General features: G+C 72.1%; 16 protein-coding genes. 4 read left to right on the top strand and 12 right to left on the bottom strand.

The window, feature by feature from the left end; all coding sequences use genetic code 11:
• Positions 1-421 precede the first annotated feature (421 nt).
• On the bottom strand, positions 422-892 hold the full coding sequence (gene nrdR, locus VK611_05060) for a transcriptional regulator NrdR (GenBank protein ID HMG40673.1): 471 nt from the start codon (positions 890-892) through the stop codon (positions 422-424).
• Between the two features lie 25 nt (positions 893-917).
• Positions 918-1358 carry a LysM peptidoglycan-binding domain-containing protein gene (locus tag VK611_05055; GenBank protein ID HMG40672.1) on the bottom strand — a complete coding sequence of 147 codons (441 nt, stop codon included), beginning with the start codon at positions 1356-1358 and terminating at the stop codon, positions 918-920.
• A gap of 147 nt (positions 1359-1505) precedes the next feature.
• On the opposite strand from VK611_05055, the gene VK611_05050 reads away from it, so the two are divergent.
• From VK611_05050 to lexA, 3 genes are all read left to right on the top strand, one after another.
• Positions 1506-2264 (top strand): DNA alkylation repair protein, encoded by a 759-nt coding sequence (locus tag VK611_05050; GenBank protein HMG40671.1) that lies wholly within the window; start codon positions 1506-1508, stop codon positions 2262-2264.
• A gap of 82 nt (positions 2265-2346) precedes the next feature.
• A complete protein-coding gene (locus tag VK611_05045; protein ID HMG40670.1) occupies positions 2347-2895 on the top strand; it encodes a DUF4352 domain-containing protein in 549 nt (182 codons plus the stop codon).
• A 150-nt stretch (positions 2896-3045) separates the two neighbouring features.
• Positions 3046-3669, top strand: coding sequence for a transcriptional repressor LexA (gene lexA, locus VK611_05040; protein ID HMG40669.1), 624 nt, complete (start codon positions 3046-3048; stop codon positions 3667-3669).
• Here the strand turns inward: lexA and dapE are convergent.
• Complete coding sequence (gene dapE / locus VK611_05035) at positions 3647-4717, bottom strand: succinyl-diaminopimelate desuccinylase (GenBank protein ID HMG40668.1); 1071 nt, start codon at positions 4715-4717, stop codon at positions 3647-3649. The genes lexA and dapE overlap by 23 nt on opposite strands.
• Positions 4718-4820: 103 nt before the next feature.
• On the opposite strand from dapE, the gene dapD reads away from it, so the two are divergent.
• Positions 4821-5810, top strand: coding sequence for a 2,3,4,5-tetrahydropyridine-2,6-dicarboxylate N-succinyltransferase (gene dapD, locus VK611_05030; GenBank protein ID HMG40667.1), 990 nt, complete (start codon positions 4821-4823; stop codon positions 5808-5810).
• Positions 5811-5819: 9 nt separating this feature from the next.
• Here the strand turns inward: dapD and VK611_05025 are convergent, their stop codons facing one another.
• The 9 genes from VK611_05025 to VK611_04985 all read right to left on the bottom strand — a co-directional run bounded on the left by VK611_05025 (position 5820) and on the right by VK611_04985 (position 18357).
• Positions 5820-6719, bottom strand: coding sequence for a hypothetical protein (locus VK611_05025; protein ID HMG40666.1), 900 nt, complete (start codon positions 6717-6719; stop codon positions 5820-5822).
• Between the two features lie 18 nt (positions 6720-6737).
• A complete protein-coding gene (gene dapC, locus VK611_05020; protein HMG40665.1) occupies positions 6738-7826 on the bottom strand; it encodes a succinyldiaminopimelate transaminase in 1089 nt (362 codons plus the stop codon).
• Between the two features lie 35 nt (positions 7827-7861).
• On the bottom strand, positions 7862-8134 hold the full coding sequence (locus VK611_05015) for a GlsB/YeaQ/YmgE family stress response membrane protein (GenBank protein ID HMG40664.1): 273 nt from the start codon (positions 8132-8134) through the stop codon (positions 7862-7864).
• Positions 8135-8217: 83 nt separating this feature from the next.
• On the bottom strand, positions 8218-9507 hold the full coding sequence (hflX, locus tag VK611_05010; protein ID HMG40663.1) for a GTPase HflX: 1290 nt from the start codon (positions 9505-9507) through the stop codon (positions 8218-8220).
• A gap of 41 nt (positions 9508-9548) precedes the next feature.
• Complete coding sequence (gene dapF, locus VK611_05005; GenBank protein HMG40662.1) at positions 9549-10394, bottom strand: diaminopimelate epimerase; 846 nt, start codon at positions 10392-10394, stop codon at positions 9549-9551.
• Between the two features lie 13 nt (positions 10395-10407).
• Entirely contained in the window at positions 10408-11376 is a 969-nt protein-coding gene (gene miaA / locus VK611_05000; protein HMG40661.1) for a tRNA (adenosine(37)-N6)-dimethylallyltransferase MiaA, read from the bottom strand.
• Positions 11369-12796, bottom strand: coding sequence for a tRNA (N6-isopentenyl adenosine(37)-C2)-methylthiotransferase MiaB (gene miaB / locus VK611_04995; protein ID HMG40660.1), 1428 nt, complete (start codon positions 12794-12796; stop codon positions 11369-11371). Before miaB ends, miaA begins: the two co-directional genes overlap by 8 nt.
• 22 nt (positions 12797-12818) lie before the next feature.
• The gene (locus tag VK611_04990; protein HMG40659.1) at positions 12819-14516 is read right to left on the bottom strand and encodes a hypothetical protein; all 1698 of its coding nucleotides are present in this window, start codon (positions 14514-14516) and stop codon (positions 12819-12821) included.
• The gene (locus tag VK611_04985; protein HMG40658.1) at positions 14500-18357 is read right to left on the bottom strand and encodes an ATP-binding cassette domain-containing protein; all 3858 of its coding nucleotides are present in this window, start codon (positions 18355-18357) and stop codon (positions 14500-14502) included. Before VK611_04985 ends, VK611_04990 begins: the two co-directional genes overlap by 17 nt.
• Positions 18358-18522 lie beyond the last annotated feature (165 nt).

Below are 18522 nucleotides of genomic sequence, written 5' to 3'. Positions count from 1 at the left end.
GAGGACCTCGTGGACGAGCTCCGCCTCACGGTGGCGCCGCTGCTGGTCGGCGGGGCCGCCCGACGGATCGTGGCCCCCGGGGCGCCGGCGCAGACCCTGGCGCTGACGCTCGACGAGGTGACCGAGGAGGACGGCTTCCTCTTCCTCCGCTACCTGCGTGATCGCCACTGATCGCGGTCCGCGGGTGGCGGCAACCTCAGAGAGTGACTATTTTCACGTGAGACGCGCGTCATTATCACCTCTCGCCCCTGTCTCATTAAGTGGGTCCGCATCGGTCGTGCTTGGCGAACCGCCTCCGTCGGGTACGTCGGTGCGGGCCCACTAGCAGCATGAATGGGCCCCTGGCCTGCCGGGTTCGGCGGGACCGGCTGGGGGGTTCCGCCGGCCACGGCACACCGCCCGGCCCGGAACCTCGTCTCTCCTACGGCGACTTGGGTGCGGTGCGCTTCGTCAGGAGCGTGAGCTCGCGCTCGAAGTCGGCGGGGTCGTCGAAGCCCTTGTAGACCGACGCGAAGCGCACCGCGGCGACGACGTCGAGCTCGTAGAGGCGTTCCAGGACCGTGCGTCCGAGAAGCTCCGACGTCACCTCGGTGCCGCTCTCGAGCCGGATCTCCTCCTCGACGCCGACGACCATGGCGTCGATGTCGGCCTCGTCCACCGGTCGGGCCTTGGCGGCCGATCGGACACCGGTCACGATCTTGGCGGGGTCGAACGGCTCTCGTAGACCCGAACGCTTCACCACCACCAGCGCCGCCGCCTCGACCCGCTCGAAGGTCGTGAAGCGCCCGCTGCAACCCAGGCACTGCCGGCGTCGTCTGATCGAGCGACCGTCGTCGGCTTGCCGTGAGTCGATCACTTTGTCATCGAGGTTGCCGCACGCGGGACACCGCACCGCCGTGACGCTACCTCGTTCAGGATTAGCCCAGTTCCGCCACGTCGAGGCGGTCGCCAACCTCGAGCTCGCTGTCGCCGTTGCGTTCTCGCAGCTCCGCCACGACCGGCCGGGGGTCGGTGCCGGGCGCCACGCGCTCGGCGATCGACCACAGCGTGTCACCCGGCTGGACCACGTAGACCGACGAGGTGATCGGCTGGGGCGACTCGTCGCTGCCGACGACGTTCGCCGCCGTCCAACGGAGCATCGCCGCGAGGCCGAGCGCCAGCAGCACCACGAGCAACAGCGCGGCCAGACGCCGGCGACGGATGCGCGTCGCCCGGTCGGGCAGCGGACGCCGCAACGGGCGAACGGGAGGCGGGTCGGGCCAGACGCCGACATCGAGGCCGCGCCGGCGAGCGTCGTCTGCTTCCTGGGGATCGAGCCACTCGCTGGGCTCGAACTGCGGTACTTGGACTGCAACCATGTCGCCCAGCCTCCTTGCGGGGTGTGACAGTTAAGACCTGCCGGCTCGAAATTCCTTCCCGAGAGCCGACGAACGCCTGTTCGTCGTCACTAGACCACGAACGCCCGTTCGCCGTCAAGTGTTCCCATGACGTGCCAGCCTGTGGCGATGAGCCGCGACCTGCCGACGGCGGACGATCTCGTCGAACGCTTCGTCGCGGCGCTCGCGAGCCGCCGCGATCCCGACCGGGCGCCCGCCATGGCGGCCTACATGCGCCACCAGTTCCCGTTCCTCGGCGTCGCCGCCCCGGCCCAGCAGGACGCCTACCGGGAGGCGACCGCCGGCCTGCCCCGTCAGCTGCCCGAGCCGCTGGTGGCCGCGGTGGCCGCGGAGCTCTGGCGGCGACCGGAGCGCGAGCACCAGCACCTGGCGTGTCGCCTGGTGAACCGCCACGCCTCGTCGCGGTCGGCGACGGCCGCACTGCTGGGCACGCTCGAGAGCCTGCTGGCCACGAGGCCGTGGTGGGACACCGTCGACAGCTTGGCCACGCATGCCGTCGGGGACGTGGTGCGACAGAACCCCGAACTGCGCACGACCATGGATCGCTGGGTGCGCGGCGACGACATGTGGCTCAGCCGCTCGGCCCTGCTGCACATGAACCGCTGGAAGGACGCCACCGACCAGGAGTGGCTCTTCGCTGCCTGCCTGCATCTCGCCGGCCACCGGGACTTCTTCGTGCGCAAGGCGATCGGCTGGGCGCTGCGGGAGCTGACCAAGACCGACGAGGCCGCCGTGGTCGCCTTCGTCGAGGCCCATCGGGACGAGCTCAGCGGGCTGAGTCGACGGGAGGCGTTGATGTGGCTCGAACGTCGTCGTCGCCGTCCGGCCGAGTCCCAGAACATCCGCGGTCCTAGTTACCCAGGGTAGTTACCCGTAGTAAAGTTCTGGCCGGGGCCATACAGGCCATGGGGCTGCGCCGGGGGGCGCCTGGGGAGAAAGGACGCGCGGCATGGGTCGAGCACGCGCGCTCGTCGCGGGGTCCGGGGTGTTGCTGTTGGGGTTCTGCGGAACCCTCCTGCTGAACGGGGGTGACGAGGACACGTCGGCCGAGGCGCCGGCGAGGTCGACCGTCGCCGCCGCGGCGGAGCGCCCGGACACCCGGCAGCGCGTCGCGCTCCGGGCGCTCGGCGACCGCACGGTCTCGGGCGACGTCCAGCTGGTCGTCCAGGCCGTCGTCGATCCGTTCGAGGGCGAGGATGCCGTCGTCACGCCGCTGGCGGGTGGACGTTGGGTCGCCGTCGACGTCGAGGTCACCAACCTGTCGTCGGCGCCGGTCGCCCTGTCGTCCCGCCTGCAGTTCGAGCTGCGCGACCCCACCGACCGGCGCTTCGGCGTCGCCGAGACGGCGGAGGACCTGCCGCTGTTGGACGGGTCCCTCACTCCCGGGGAGGTCCGGCCGGCGACGCTGGTGTTCGAGGTGCCCGAGGCTGCCAGAGACCTCCGGCTGACCTTCGACGGGCCGGGCGCGGCCCCACCCGTGCACATCGATCTCGGCTGACGTCGTCGGTTTCGTCGCTCCGGGCCGGGTTCTCCCTGCACCGAACGGGTGTTTGTTTCCGCCGCGGGCGGCTGTTACGGTGCCCGGAACGCACGTTCGCCCGGACCTACCGAGCGACAGCCGGCGTTCAAGGAGAGCCCGATGGCTGCGATGACGCTGACGCCCCGGCAGCGCGAGATCCTCGAGATGATCGAGCAGCACATGCGCGACCACGGCTATCCCCCGTCGGTCCGTGAGATCGGCGAGGCCGTCGGGCTGACCTCACCGTCCACGGTGCATGCGCACCTCAACGCCCTGCAGCGTCGGGGCTACCTGCGGCGTGACCCCACGAAGCCGCGTGCGATCGAGGTGCGGTGGGACTCCAACTCCGACGCCGCGATCGACCGGCGCCCGGTCAAGCACGTGCCGCTCGTCGGCGACGTGGCCGCCGGTACCGACGTGCTGGCGCAGGAGAACGTCGAGGAGGTGCTCCCGCTGCCGGCCGACTTCACCGGCGAGGGTGAGCTCTTCATGCTGCGGGTCCGAGGCGACTCGATGATCGACGCCGGCATCCTCGACGGCGACTTCGTGGTCTGCCGGGCGCAGTCCGAAGCGGGCGAGGGCGAGATCGTGGTCGCAGGCATTCCCGGCGACGAGGCCACGGTCAAGACGTTCACCCGGAAGGGCGACAACGTCGTGCTGGTGCCGTCGAACGCCCGGCTCGATCCCATCGAGCTGCCGCCGGAGGACGTGACGATCTACGGCCGGGTGGTCACCGTGCTGCGCCGTCTGTGAGCAGGGCCAGCAGGGCCCGGTAGGTCGTGTCGAGCGAGGCCCGCTCGACACGCTCCTCCGGCGTGTGGGCCAGCGTGGGATCACCAGGACCGAAGTTCGCGGCGGGGATGCCGGCGGCGGCGAACCGGGCCACATCGGTCCAGCCGAGCTTCGCCCGCACCCCGAGCGCACCGCCGTCGCGCAGCCCGGCGAGCACCGGGTGGTCCAACCCGGGCGGCGCGGCGGACGCGACGTCGACCACCTTCCACTCGTCGTCGGGCTCGAGGAGGTCGCCGCAGAGGTCGCGCAGCCCTTGCTCGGCCTGCTCGGCGGACCGGTCCGGAGCGAAGCGGACGTTGACGGTGATCGTGACCCGGTCGGGCACCACGTTGCCGGCCACGCCGCCCTCGATTGCGACCGCCTCCATCGACTCCCGGAACTCGCAGCCGTCCAGCACCGGTCGGCGAGCCTCGTAGGACTCCAGGGCGGTGAGCAGCCGCCCGGCACGGTGAATGGCATTGCGGCCCATCCACGGCCGGGCGGTGTGCGCCCGTCGGCCCGCGAGGGTGATCGCCACCCGCAGGGACCCCTGGCAGCCGGCCTCGATCAGGCCGTCGGTGGGCTCGCCCAGGATCGCCACGTCGCCGGCCACCAGATCCGGCCGGTCGCGGAACAGGTGCCCGAGGCCGTTGTGCGTGGAGGCGATTTCCTCCCCCGTGTAGAAGACCCAGGTCACGTCGACGCCCGGCGTCGGCACCTCGTGGGCCAGCGTGAGCATCACGACCAGGCCGCCCTTCATGTCGGCGGAGCCCACACCCCACAGGGTGTCGCCGTCGATGCGGGGGTCGGCGTTGCCGTTGGGCGGCACGGTGTCGAGGTGGCCGGCCAGCACCAGGCGCGTCGACCGACCCAGCGCCGTGCGGGCCACCACGTTGTCGCCGACGCGGTCGACCTCCAACCCCGTGATGCCTCGCAGCTCGGCCTCGACGATGTCGGCCAACCGCCCCTCGTCGAGGCTCACCGACGCCACCGCGACGAGCTCGGCGGTGCGTTGCAGCAGGTCGACCATGCCAGGAAGCTAACGGACTCGGCGAAGCCCGAGACCGCTCGGGGCGGCGGCGGGGTGGTCGGCGGGGTGAGATCCCCGACGAGGCGCCACTAACTTGGCGGGCGTGACCGCCGCCAGCACTCCCTCGACCGGGGCCTACGCCGTGGGCCTCGCCACTCTCGACCAGGACGGGAGGGTGCTCGACGCCTGGTACCCCTCGCCCACGCTGACCGCCCTGTCGCCCAACCCGACCGGGACCCGGCTGCTCCCCCACGACGAGGCCGGCGAGGCCCTGGGCGTCGACCTGGGCGACGTGCTCGGGCCGGACGACCAGCGGGGTGTGCAGCGGATCGCCGTGGCGACCACGATCGAGGCGCTCAGCGACCCCCCGGTCGACACCTACGACGTCTACCTGCGGCTCCAGCTCCTGTCCCACCGGCTGATCCAACCGAACGGCGCCAACCTCGACGGACTGTTCGGCCTGCTCAACACCGTCGTCTGGACGAACCTCGGGCCGTGTCCGGTCGAGGGCTTCGAGCAGCTGCGGCTGCGGCTCCGCGCCAGCGGGGTGCCGGTGCAGGTGTTCGGCCTCGACAAGATGCCGCGGATGACCGACTACGTGGTGCCCTCGGGTGTGAGGATCGCCGACGCCGATCGGGTCCGCCTCGGCGCCCACCTGGCCGACGGCACCACCGTCATGCACGAGGGGTTCGTGAACTTCAACGCCGGCACGCTGGGCTCCGCCATGGTCGAGGGCCGCATCAGCGCCGGTGTCGTCGTGGACGACGCCTCCGACATCGGTGGCGGGTCGTCGATCATGGGGACGCTGTCGGGTGGCGGCAAGGAGGTCATCCGCGTCGGCAAGCGCTGCCTCCTCGGCGCCAACGGCGGCATCGGGATCTCACTGGGCGACGACTGCGTGGTCGAGGCGGGCCTCTACGTCACCGCCGGCACCCGGGTGACGCTGCCCGACGGCACGGTGCTCAAGGCCGGCGAGCTGAGCGGCAGCGACCGCCTGCTGTTCCGCCGCCACAGCGTCACCGGCACCGTCGAGGTGGTCCCCCGCGCCGGCCGCCAGTCGGTCGAGCTGAACCCCGCCCTCCACCACAACTGACACCCACCCTCACGCCGGGGGCGGCGGCTCGTTGGGTGGCGTCGCACCGGGCATCGGCGTGGTCGGAGCCGTCGGCGGCTCGGGCTGCGGCGACGAGGCCGGAGGTTCCGGCGGAGGCGGCGGCGGTGGCGGTGGGGCTGGAGGCATCGGCGGGGCCGGGGCCGCCGGCGGAGCGGGCGGTTGGTACCCGGGCGGGGCCTGGTGCTGGGGTTGAGGCTGGTAGTGGGGCCACATCGGTTGGGGGGACGGGGGCCAGCCGCCACCCGCACCCGGAGGGCCTGGGGGGCGGTAGCCCGAACCGACGAGTGCGAGTTGGCGGCGGGTCTTGGAGCCGCTGCGCTTGACCGCCACGATGATCGCGACGACGACGCCGGCGATCACGCCGACGAAGCCGGACAGCAGCGCACCGATGATGCCCGCCACCAGGCCGCCGCCGATGCCCGGGCCCACCGCGATCACCGACTCGCTGTCGCCCTCGGCGCTCACCCGGTAGTCGCCGGACTCCTCGGCGCGGAACGTGAACAGCGCCTCGCCCTCATGGCCGTCACCGTCGGCGTAGGTGACGGTGCCGGAGTAGCTGTCGAGGTCGACCGCGCTGCCGTCGGGCGCCGTCAGGTTCACCGTCACGCTGGGATCGAACCGGAAGTCGTCGTTGGCGCCGTCGAACTCCTGGTAGACGCTGTAGTTGCCCGAGTCCAGGGTGACGGTGCCGGAGCCGGGGACGTCGACCCGCTGGAAGTCACCGATCCGGTCGGAGTACGTCTGCGCCGTCCGCACACCGATGACCACGGCGAGCACGATGCCGCCGATCCCCAGCGTCGCGGCGACGACGTACCACCACCCGTTCGGCTTGAGCGGTTCGGTGCTGGACGGCGCGACGGGCGGCGCTCCATAGGGACCCGGCTGCATGGTGGTCAGTCTGGCGCGTCAGCTGGCCAGGCGTTCCGCGACCAGCGCCAGCCGGTCGTCGGGCTGCACCACGGCGATCCGCACGTGCTCGGCCCCGGCGGCGCCGTAGAAGTCGCCCGGCGACACCAGCGCTCCGCCGCGCTCGGCCAACTCGGACGCCAGCTTCCACGCATCGCCGTGCGGCGCCCGCGCCCACAGGTAGAAGGCACCCGCGGGCAAGTCGCACTCCACGGACATCGACAGCAGCGCGTCGCGCATCACCGACAGGCGCCCCAGGTAGCGCTCCCGCTGCTCCTCGACGTGCGCATCGTCGCCCAACGCCGCGGTCGCGGCGGCCTGCACCGGGCCCGGCACCATGAAGCCCGCGTGCTTGCGCACCTCGGACAGGTAGTGCACCAGCTCGGCATCGCCGGCGTAGAAGCCGACCCGAAGCCCGGCCAGGTTGGAACGCTTCGACAGCGAGTGCAGCGCCAGCACGCCCTCGGTGCCCTCGGAGAGGATCGTGCGGCCCGGTCCGTCCCACGTGAACTCGATGTAGCACTCGTCGGACAGCACGGGGACGCCCCGCGAGCGCCCCCAGGCGGCGGCGGTCGGCAGGTCGAACAGCTCGCCGGTCGGGTTGCCGGGCGTGTTGACCCACAGGCACAGCGCCCGCGCCGCGTCGGCCTCGGCGATGTCGTCGAGCGTCCGGTAGGCGACCGAGCGGCAGCCCGCCAACGTGGCCCCCATGGCGTAGGTCGGGTAGCTCGGCTCGGGGTACAGGACCGTGTCGCGCCCCGGGTCACGCAGCCGCAGCCACTGTGGGATGCCTGCGACCAGCTCCTTCGTGCCGACGCAGGCGGCGACGTCCGACGGCGACACCGCCACGTCGAAGCGCCGGCGGAACCAGGCCACCACGGCGTCGCGCATGTCCGCCGAGCCCACCGACGGCGGGTAGCCCCGCTCCCGACCCGACGTCGCCAGCGCGGAGATCACGAACGCCGGCGGCGGGTCGCACGGCGTGCCGATGGAGAGATCCACGCACCCGCCCGGCAGCCGGTCGGCTAGCGGGCGCAGTGCGTCGAGACGGTCGTAGGGGTACGGCGGTGGCCTGAACGCTTGCTGCACTTCAGCAGACTAGATCCCCTGGTGCAGCGAGCTCTTCAAGCGTTGGCGCGCTTCTCGCCGTCGAAGAAGTTGTAGATCATCAGCACGATGACGGCGCCGATCACCGAGCCGATGATCCCGCTGGGCTGGATGATGCCGTCGCCGGAGTCGAAGATGATCCGACCGAGGAAGCCGCCCACGAACGACCCGACGACGCCCAGCGCCGCGGTCAGCGGCAACGACAGCGGGTCCTCGCCGGGGACGAGCAGTCGGGCGATGTAGCCGGCGATGACGCCGAGGACCAGGAACGTGATCAGTGACCAGAGCACTCTGCGACCTCCAGGGTCGGATGAGGTTGCGGGACCGTTCCCACGGCGCCACGGCCACCAAACCGTGCCGCCCGGCTGCACGGTCAGGCGTTGGTCACGAACTCACCCAAGCGCCCGACCGTCGCCTCGTCGAAGCGACCCCGTATGTACATACCACCTTCACCAGGGCTTTCGGACAGCACCTCTCCCCCACGGTGCACCGCGGCCAGCAGGTCGCCCCGCTCGTAGGGGATCACCAGCTCGACCACCCGGGTGAGCGCCCGCAGCCGGTCGCCGACGGTGCGGACCAGCACGTCGACGCCGTCGCCGGTGGTGGCGCTGAACGCCACCGAGCCCGGCCACCGGTCCACCAGGCGCTCGGCGGCGTCCGGCGCCAGGTCGGCCTTGTTGAACGCCATCAGCTCGGGAACGTCGGCCGCACCGATCTCGCCGAGGACGGAGCGGACGGCCTCGATGTTGCCGGCCGGGTCGGGTGCCGAGGCATCGACCACGTGGACCAGCAGGTCGGCGTCGACGGCGACGGCCAACGTCGACTTGAACGCCTCCACCAGCTGGTGCGGCAGCTTGCGGATGAAGCCGACGGTGTCGGTGAGCAGCACGCGCTCGCCGCCGGGCAGGTCGAGACGACGGGTGGTGGCGTCGAGCGTGGCGAACAGGCGGTCCTCGACGAGGACGCCCGCGTCGGTGAGCCGGTTGAGCAGCGTCGACTTGCCGGCGTTCGTGTAGCCGACGATCACCGCCCGCGGCAGGGCGCCGGTGCGCTGCGCCTTGCGCTGGGTGTCACGGTGACGGTCGACCTCGCGCAGCTCGGCCTCGAGCTTGTGGACCCGACGTACGAGCCGCCGCCGGTCGACCTCGAGCTGGGTCTCGCCGGGGCCGCGGGTGCCGATGCGGGCGCCGCCGCCCGCCGACATGCCGCCGGCCTGCTGCGACAGCGCCTTGCCCCGCCCTCGCAGGCGCGGCAGCCGGTAGCGCAGCTGGGCCAGCTCGACCTGCGCCTTGCCCTCCTGGCTGTGGGCGTTCTGGGCGAAGATGTCGAGGATCACCGCGGTGCGGTCGATGGCCGTGCGGCCGAGCAGCTTCTCCAGGTTGAACTGCTGCGCCGGCGTGAGCTCGTTGTCGAACACCACGGTGTCGCAGTCGGTGGCCAGCGCCAGCTCCTTGAGCTCCTCGGCCTTGCCCTTGCCCACGTAGGTGGGCGGGTCGGGCGCGTTGCGGCGCTGCATGAGGCGACCCACCTCGTCGGCACCGGCCGTGTCGACCAGGAGGGACAGCTCGTCGAGCGATGCCTCGGTCTTCTCGGCCGTGTCGGGCGGGAGGGTGACACCGACCAGGACGATCTTCTCGCGAAACGACCGCTCGATCAGTGACATGGCCACGATCCTGCCCGGTGAAGGCGCTGTAGGGCCACGCTTTATCCCGCGGCCGGGCGGGTGTAGGGGTAGTCGATGGCGGCGATCACGGTGGCCGGGCCGGTCAGCTCGACGGTCGCCCCGAGCCGCACCTCGGCGACCCCGCCCGGCTGGTGCACGTCCACGTGCCGGCCCACCAGGCCCCAGGCGTTGGCGACCGCCGCCGACGCGCACGCCCCGGTGCCGCACGCCTGCGTGGGCCCGACGCCCCGCTCGTAGGTGCGGATGGTGACGGCGTCGTCGCCGGGGCCGGGGATGAGCAGGTGGACGTTGGCGCCGCCGGGAGTGCCGGCGTTGACCCGCTCGCCCATGCCGACCAGGTCGATGGCGTCGAACGCCTGGCCCCGGTCGACCTCCAGCACCAGGTGGGGGTTGCCCAGGTCGGCCCAGGCGCTGCGCACGAACGGACCGCCGACCCAGCTCGCCTCCCGCCGGTCGAAGCGCACCGGCCCCATGTCGACCGTGATCAGGTGGGTTGTGGCATCGATCGCCTGCTGGACGACCACGCTGCGCAGGCCGGCGTCGGTGAGCACGGCGACCTGGGTGGGGCCGTCGGACTTGGGCTCGACCCAGCCCTCGAGCACCATCGCCTGCACCAGGCAGCGGATGCCGTTGCCGCTCATCTCGGCGCGGGAGCCGTCGGCGTTGAGCAGCTCCATCACGGCGTCGGGCGGCTCGGGGTCGGGGCCCGTGCCGGGGCGGACGGCCCTGATCAGGCCGTCGGCGCCGATGCCGCGGTAGCGGTCGCACACGGCCCGGGCCAGGTCGGCGGCGACGGGGTGGAGGCCCGACCGGTCGAGGAGGACGAGGAAGTCGTTGCCCAGCCCGTGGTGCTTGGTGAGCCGCATGGTGATCAGAAGGCTACGGCGTCGGCGCAGCCGACCCCGCTTGGGGCGATGGCGGGGTGGTTGGCGGGGAGTTTGCCAGGACGAGGGCCGCGAGCGGTTCCCGCAGGGTCGTGGGGTCGTCGGCGCGCAGCCACTCGATGCGGGGGTCGCGCCGGAACCACGACCGCTGGCGGCGGGCGAACTTGCGGGTGCGGCCGACGGCCAGGTCGACGGCCTCGTCGAGATCGACGCCCTCCTCGACGTGGGCGAGCAGCTCGCGGTAGCCGAGGGCCTGGCGGGCGGTGCGCGACAGGCCCCGGGGGTCGGCGGCCAGGCGGCGGACCTCGTCGACGAAGCCGGCGGCCAGCTGGTCGGCGTACCGGGCGGTGATGCGGGCGGCGACGGTCTCGCTGGGCAGCTCGACGCCGAGGAGCCGGAACGGCGTGGGCGGGTAGGCCTCCAGGCCGGGGCCGAACGACGAGAACGGGGCGCCGCTGCCGAGCGTCACCTCCAGGGCCCGGACGACCCGGCGGCGGTTGCCGGGCTCCATGCGGGCGGCGGCCGCGGGGTCGAGCTGCTGGAGGCGGGCGTAGAGGGCCACGGTGTCGGGCTCGGCCTCCAGCTCGGCGCGCGCCTCGGGGTAGCGGCCCGGGATGGTGAGGTCGTCGACCACCGCTCGCAGGTAGAGGCCGGTGCCGCCGACCAGCAGGGCCCGCCGGCCGCGGGCCTCGATGTCGGCCAGCGCGTCCCGGAAGGCCTGCTGGAAGCGGGTGACCGTGAACTCGTCCCACGGGTCGGCCAGGTCGAGCAGGTGGTGGCGCACCTCGGCCTGCTCCGCCGCGGTCGGCTTGGCCGTGCCGACGTCCATCCCCCGGTACACCTGCATCGAGTCGACCGAGACGATCTCGAGGCGCGGATCACGACGGGCGAGGGCGAGACCCAGCGCCGACTTCCCCGACGCCGTCGTCCCGACCAGCGCCAGGTGGGTCGGGGCGTCAGACAACAGCGACGGGGATGCGGGTCTTGTGGGTCGCTGGTGCGGTCACCCCGAGGAGCTCCCCGGTGAGGTGGTGGGGGGCGGCGGTGGTGACCTGGACGTCGACGTAGCTGCCGGGACGGAGGGTCGATCCGGAGCGGAAGTGGACCAGCTTGTTCTGGCGGGTGCGGCCGGAGGTGACCGTCGCATCCTTGCGGGACGGGCCCTCCACCAGGGCTTCCTCCACCCGGCCGATCCGGTCCCGATGGCGGGCCAGCGCCGAGCGCTCGACCACCACCCGCAGGCGCTCGAACCGCTCGGCGGTCACCTCCGACGGGACGAACTCGTCGGTGCGCTCGGCCGCCTCGGTGCCGGGACGGGGGCTGAAGATGAAGGTGTAGGCGCTGTCGTAGGCCGCCTCGGCCACTACCTCGAGGGTGCGCTCGAAGTCGGCGTCGGTCTCGCCCGGGAAGCCGACGATGATGTCGGTGGTGACGGCCAGGTCGGGCATCGCCGCCCGGGCCGCCTCGAGCCTCCGGAGGTAGCGCTCGGCCGTGTAGCCCCGGTGCATCGCCGCCAGCACCCGGTCGCTGCCGGCCTGGAGCGGCAGGTGGAGGTGTTCGCACACCGCCGGCGTCTCCGCCATCGCCGCGATCGTCTCCGGCCGCAGGTCCTTGGGGTGCGGGCTGGTGTAGCGCACCCGCCGGATGCCGTCGACGGCGCCGACCGCCCGCAGCAGGTCGGCGAACAACGGACGCACCTTGGCGTCGCGGTCGCCGGCCTGGCGGCGCTCCAGCATCAGGTCGCGGCCGTAGCTGTTGACGTTCTGGCCCAGCAGCGTCACCTCGGTGACACCGTCGGCGGCCAGCCCCTCGACCTCGGCGACCAGCTCGGCGAACGGCCGGCTGATCTCCCGCCCCCGCACCGCCGGGACGATGCAGAAGGCGCACGAGTTGTCGCAGCCCACCTGGATCGTCAGCCAGCTGGCGTAGGGCAGCTCGCGCTGGACCTGCAGGGCGCTCGGGAAGGTGGCCCGATCGTCGCTCGCCGCCTCGTCGAGGATCTCGACCAGCGACCCCGCGCTCCCGGACTGCTGCTCACGCAGCAGCTCGGCGGCCCGGCCCACGTTGTGGGTGCCGAACACCACGTCGACGTGCGGCGCCCGGGCGACGATGCCGTCGCGGTCCTTCTGGGCCAGGCACCCGCCGACCATGATCTGCAGCTCGGGGTTGCGGTCCTTCAGCGACTTGAGGTGACCGAGGTGGCCGTAGAGCTTGTTGTCGGCGTTCTCCCGGATGCAGCAGGTGTTGAGCACGATCACGTCGGCGTCGTCGGGCGACTCCGCGGGACGCAGCCCGTCGGCCTCGAGCAACCCCACGATCCGCTCGGAATCATGCTCGTTCATCTGGCACCCGAAGGTGCGCACGGCGTAGGTCCTGGCGCTCATGGGCGCCCGCAGGCTACTCCTGCTAGCCGCCCCCACCCGCAGGAGATGGGTAGTCGGGCACGGCCTCCTCGGGAGGCGGCTCGGTGATCCTCGTGATCGCACCGGCGGGGTCGAACACCTTCAGCTCCTCGGGCCACTCGTCGGCGTAGTAGCGCCGGGCGCCGTCGACGTACTGGTACGCGCCGGTGCGCGGGTTACCGAACTCGTCGACGATCTCGACGTCGGGGTCGTACCAGAGCTCGACCAGGTCGTCGATGCCCTGGTAGTCGACGTCGCCGTCCCACAGCTCCGTGCCGTAGTTGACGCTCGGCTGGGTGCGGGCCCGGGGCGTCGGCGGGAAGGCGAACGCGGCCTGCCGGGTGTTCTCCTGCGTCGGGTCCGGCCCCGCCAGGTGGAGGCCGGTGAAGAACAGGGCGATCTGCGGGTAGGTCAGCAGCAGGCTGCCGTCGGCCGGCGGAGGCTCGCCGTGGTACCACTCGTAGAGCTTGTAGGCGGGGTTCAGCTTCGGCTCGGACGCCGGCGGCAGGTAGCTGATGCCGAACGCGTGACGCCACTGCTCGGGGTCGACCAGCCCCGCGCCGGCGTTGGTGTCGAGCAGCTGCGGGGCGAGCATCACCCACTCCGGGAACCAGTCCTGCTTGGTGGCCTCCCGGCTGATGTCGCCCATCGTGATGGGGTCGCTGCGCGTCAGCACGGTGGTGACGCCCGCCTCCTTCATCTCGGTGACGGCGCTGGTGGCGAACTCGGCGGCCCCGCCCAGGTTCAGCTCGAAGGCGTAGTCCTTGACGACGTCGACGCCGGCCTCCTCGAGATCGCCCTTCAGCAACTCCGCGTTCTCGCGGGTGTTCTCGTTCTGGGCCAGCGTCATCTGGGCGAACACGCGGTCCTCACCGTTGAGCTCGTCGCCGGCGAACTCGACCGGCTTGTCCTGGAGCTTGGTGGTGACGTAGTTCAGCGAGTGGGTGTTGAGCTGCTTCTCCGACGCCACCAGGCCGAACGACGTGGGTGCCGGGTCCTCGATGCCGGGGCAGGCGACGCAGATGATGCCCTGGTTGTGCAGCTCCTGGGTCCAGACGTTGGCGAGCAGTGGGCCGCCCAGCACCGCGGCCGGCTTCATCGCCGCCGCCTTCACCGCGTCGGCGCGGGCCGCCACCGAGTCGGTCATGCTCCCCGACGCCTCGATGAACTCGACCTCCACCTGGCGACCGTAGGTGTTGTAGTAGCTCTGGAAGATCTCGACCAGGCCGAGCTGTGTCTCCTTCCACTCCTCGATGGTGTCGTCGAAGCCCAGCGCCTGCTTGATGAACGAGAAGATCACGTCGTTCTCGTTGGGCACCCAGAGCACGACCTTGATCGTGTCCTCGGTGATGCCGTCCACCGGGCTGCCGGGGGTCGGTTCGGCGATCGCCGTGCACTCGGGGGCGAAGAAGAACGGGATGGCGACCTTGCCGGTCTCCTGGTCGCAGGTGTCGGGGAACTCGGCGGCGAGGCTCGGGTCGTCCTGCGCCATGTTCCAGGTCACGACGCCCTCGGGGTACGACTCGGCGGCGACGTCGCTGCCGTCGTCGGTCTCCTCGTCGCCGCCCTCGTCGTCGTCGCCGCTCATGACGATCGACGCCCCCGCGACCAGGGCGATCACGACCAGGATCGCGGCCAGCGGGCCGTAGCGCTTCAGCGCGTTGCGCTCCGGCTCCGGGGGTGTGTCACTGCTCGGTTGCACGGATGGCATCCCTTTCGTGCCCGGCCGCGGCGGGCCGAGGTGGTGCAGTTCGTCGGTCGGAACGGTTGACGGCAGTGGCGTTGTCGCCCAGGTAGGAGCTGACGACCGCGGGGTCGGCCAGCACCTCGGCGGGCGTGCCCACGGCGAGGACCCGGCCGCGGTCCATGGCGACCATGCGGTCGGCCACCTCCTCGACCAGCGGGATGTCGTGCTCGACCAGCACGACGCTGGCCCCCATCTCGTCGCGGACCCGCCGGATCAGGGGCGCCAGGGCCTCCACCTCGCGCTGGGCGATGCCCGACGCCGGCTCGTCGAGCAGCACGACGCTCGGGCGGTGGGCCAGCAGGCAGGCCAGGTCGACGACACGGCGGGTGCCGGTGGACAGCTCCCCGACGAACAGCGAGCGGTAGGGCTGCAGGCCCAGCAGCTCGACCAGCTCGTTCACCCGGCGCCGCACGGCCTGCTCGCTGTCGTAGACGTTGGGCAAGTGGAAGGCCGCGGACAGCGGGTCGCCCACCTGCACCCAGCGCTCGACCGCCACGGCGATCGTCTGGTCGACGGTGAGGGACGTGAACAGGCGGGCGTCCTGGAACGAGCGGCCCAGGCCCCGGCGGGCACGGCCGGCGGCCCGCAGGTGGCTGACGTCGCGGCCGGCCAGCAGCACCTTGCCGCCCGTCGGGGGCACGAAGCCGCTGAGCAGGTCGAACAGGGTGGTCTTGCCGGCGCCGTTGGGGCCGATCACGCCGACGATCTCGCCGGGTTCGATGGCGAGCGTGACGTCGTCGACCGCCCGGAGGCCGCCGAACGCCACGGTGAGCCCGAGGGTCTCGAGGACGGGGAGCGGGGGCGGTGCGGCTGCGCCGCCGCTGCCGCCGTTGGGCTTCACGGAGCGCGGGGCGGCAGGGCCGTCGGCCAGCTCCGCCGCCTCGGCCGTCACGGTGGACGCCGAGCTGAGGAACACCGAGCGCAGCAGGTCGGGGCGGTCGAGCAGGTCCTGGGCGGGGCCGGAGAAGCGGACCTCGCCGCGCTCCAGGAACACGGCCCGGTCGGCGATGCCCAGCGCCACGTTCACCGACTGCTCGACCACCAGGAGGGTGGTGCCCTCGTCGCGCAGGTGGTCGACGAACTTCATCAGCTGCGCGACCACCGTCGGCGCCAGGCCCAGCGACAGCTCGTCGATCATCAGCAGCTTCGGCTTCCCGAGGAGGGCCATGCCCAGGGCCAGCATCTGCTGCTGGCCGCCGGAGAGGTTGGAGGCCCGCTCGTCGGCCCGGGCCCGGAGGACCGGGAACAGGACCTCGACGCGCTCGATGCCGGCCGCGACCGCGGCCTTGTCGCGGCGGTGGAGCCAGGACGCCACCCGCAGGTTGTCGGCGACGCTGAGCGTAGGGAAGATGCCCTGGCCGCCGGGCATCTGCAGCAGGCCCCGGCGGGCGACGCGATGGGCGGGGCCGCCGGTGATGTCGTGGTCGTCGAACCGGATCGACCCGTCCTTGGGGGTGACCAGGCCCGAGATGGCCCGCAGCAACGTCGACTTGCCGGCGCCGTTGGTGCCCAGCAGCGCCACGGCCTCGCCCTTGCGGACGGCCAGGTCGATGCCGAACAGGATCGGCACCCCGCCGTAGGCGACCTTCACGCCCCTCGCGTCGAGCAGCAGCTCGCGGCGGTCGACCGGCGGCTCGGCAGCAGCGGCGGCGGGCTCGGGGCCGGCTGCGGCGACGGCCGGGACGACCGGCGCTCCCGTCGGAGCCGGTTGGGTGGCGAGGTCGGGGGTGTCGTCGACGCCGAGGACCATCAGCGCGTCGGCAGCGGCGACGGCGTCGGACGCGGTGCGGCGCGTGTAGCCGGGGACGTCGAGGCGGCGGGCCCGGGCGACCGCGCGCAGCGCCCGGTCGCGGAACCCGAACACCACGCCCGCCAGGCCCTTGGGGAACAGCAGCAGCACCACGATCACGCCGGCGCCCTGGGCGATGATCGCCCACTGGTCGTCGAGGAACCAGCGGGTGCCCCAGAAGTAGAGGGCGCCGAGCACGGCTCCGGTGGCCGACGTCATGCCGCCGATCACCACCATCGCGAAGACGGCCAGGTTGTCGAGCGGGTCGAACGAGCTGGAGTCGTAGGTGCGCTGCTGGAAGGTGAACAGGGCGCCGGCCAGCGAGGCGATCGCCCCGGACAGGGCGAAGGCCGCCAGCCGGAGCCGGACCGGCGACACCGAGTAGGCCTGGGCGGCCCGCTCGTTGTCGCGCAGGGCGACCAGCGCCCGACCGAAGCGGCTGGAGCGGATGTTGCGGACGCCGAGGATCGTCACGAACAGCGTGAACAGGGCGATGTAGTAGGCGCCCCTCTCGCTGGTGACCTCGAAGCCCCCGAGGATCGGCGGGCGTTCGATCAGCTGGTTCGAGATCGGCACCCACTTGAAGCGGTCGCGGTCGAGCAGGTAGGTGGACGCCGCCAGGGCGAAGGCCAGGCTGCTGACCGCCAGGTACATGCCGCGCAGGCGCAGCGTCGGCACGCCGACGATCGTGCTGGCCCCGGCGCCGAGGCAGGCCGCCAGCACCAGGACGGGGAGGAGGTCGAGGCCGTGCTCCAACATGAGCCAGCCACCGAACGCCGCGCCCAGGGCGAAGTAGGCGATGTGGCCCAGCGAGATGATGCCGCCCCACCCCGACAGCAGCACCAGCGCCAGGCCGAGCAGGGCGTAGATCAGCAGCGTGCCGCCCTTGAAGACCTGGTCGACCTCCAGGACGTAGGGGATCCCGATGGCGACGGCCGCCACGAGGCCGAACGCGACCCCCCGGCCGAACTTCACCTCCGGGAGCCGCCCGAGGCTCCACGGCACCGGGCGCACCTCTTCGGCCCCGCGCCAGGCGACGTCCTCGGTGCCGTCGCCCCGGCCGATCTCGGCCCGGCGGGCGATCAGCGTGACCGCCACGACGGCGGCCAGCACCACGAACGTCATCCGCTGGTCGCCGTAGTGGGAGAAGACACCCTGGTCGAGCACTCCGAGGGCCACCGCCGCGGCGGTGACCGAGGTGAGGTGGACCATCCGCCCGACAACCAGGGCGACGAGCGCCCGTATCAGCACCTGCAGGCCCAGAGCGGACTCGAGGGTCGGGATGCCCTGGACACCGCTGCGGAGGAACACCGTCAGGAAGGCGAGCAGCGCGGCCACCGCCCAGACGACCGTCTGCAGCCGGTAGACGGGGACGCCCAGCAGCGAGGCGCGATCCGCGCTGTCGGCACTGGCCCGGATCGCCACGCCGACATCGCTGCGCTGCAGGAACAGCGCCACGACGGCGATCGAGACCGGAGCGATGACGAGGACGAGGATGTCGTTGGCGTTGAACACGACGCTGCCCACCGAGAACGTGGCGTCGAACGGCGGCTCGAGGCGACCGACGGCGAAGTCGATGTCCCACAGGCGGGGCAGCAGCAGGGCCAGGCCGACCAGCAGCTGGCTGAGACCGATGGTGGCGATGGTGACCAGCAACCGCGGCGCCCGGAAGAAGCGCCGGATCACCAGCCGCTCGACCGCCGCCCCGAAGAGGATCGCGATGGCCAGACCGGCCGCGAACGCCACGGGATAGGGCAGGCCGGTCTGCTGGATCAGCAGGAACGACACCACCGCTGGCGCCAAGCCGAGGTCGGCCTGGGCGAAGTTGATGATGCGGTTGGCCCGGTACACCATCGCCATGCCCAAGGCGATCATCGCCGTGAGGCCGCCGAGCACCAGGCCCCGCAGGACCAGCCCGGCGCTCATCGGGAAGAACACCTGTTGACCGATCAGGATCAGCAGCGCCGGCCCGAAAGCGGTAGCCGACGGCCGTAACCGATCGGTCAACGACTCCCTGTCCCCCGCGGCTACCGGTTGGCTGTCAAGCAAGACTTCACCCACCGTGGCGCTGCCCCCACTGTGTCGGACCCCGGAATTACCGGCAGTCACCCTAGTCGTGAGGGCAGCGCGGAGGCGGCCAGCCTTGAGCGTGCGGAGACAGGTGCGCCTCCG

The sequence above is a fragment of the Acidimicrobiales bacterium genome (assembly GCA_035316325.1).
Lineage (GTDB): Bacteria > Actinomycetota > Acidimicrobiia > Acidimicrobiales > VFJN01 > DASXTK01.
The sequence above is the reverse complement of the archived record's forward strand: the minus strand, read 5'-3'. Positions and strand labels throughout refer to the sequence as shown.

Bases quoted from the DNA above. Each gene is read 5' to 3' on its own strand.
- VK611_05055 (HMG40672.1), bottom strand. From the start codon at position 1,358: ATGGTTGCAGTCCAAGTACCGCAGTTCGAGCCCAGCGAGTGGCTCGAT.
- VK611_05050 (HMG40671.1), top strand. From the start codon at position 1,506: ATGAGCCGCGACCTGCCGACGGCGGACGATCTCGTCGAACGCTTCGTC.
- VK611_05045 (HMG40670.1), top strand. From the start codon at position 2,347: ATGGGTCGAGCACGCGCGCTCGTCGCGGGGTCCGGGGTGTTGCTGTTG.
- lexA (HMG40669.1), top strand. From the start codon at position 3,046: ATGACGCTGACGCCCCGGCAGCGCGAGATCCTCGAGATGATCGAGCAG.
- dapE (HMG40668.1), bottom strand. From the start codon at position 4,717: ATGGTCGACCTGCTGCAACGCACCGCCGAGCTCGTCGCGGTGGCGTCG.
- VK611_05025 (HMG40666.1), bottom strand. From the start codon at position 6,719: ATGCAGCCGGGTCCCTATGGAGCGCCGCCCGTCGCGCCGTCCAGCACC.
- hflX (HMG40663.1), bottom strand. From the start codon at position 9,507: ATGTCACTGATCGAGCGGTCGTTTCGCGAGAAGATCGTCCTGGTCGGT.
- dapF (HMG40662.1), bottom strand. From the start codon at position 10,394: ATGCGGCTCACCAAGCACCACGGGCTGGGCAACGACTTCCTCGTCCTC.
- miaB (HMG40660.1), bottom strand. From the start codon at position 12,796: ATGAGCGCCAGGACCTACGCCGTGCGCACCTTCGGGTGCCAGATGAAC.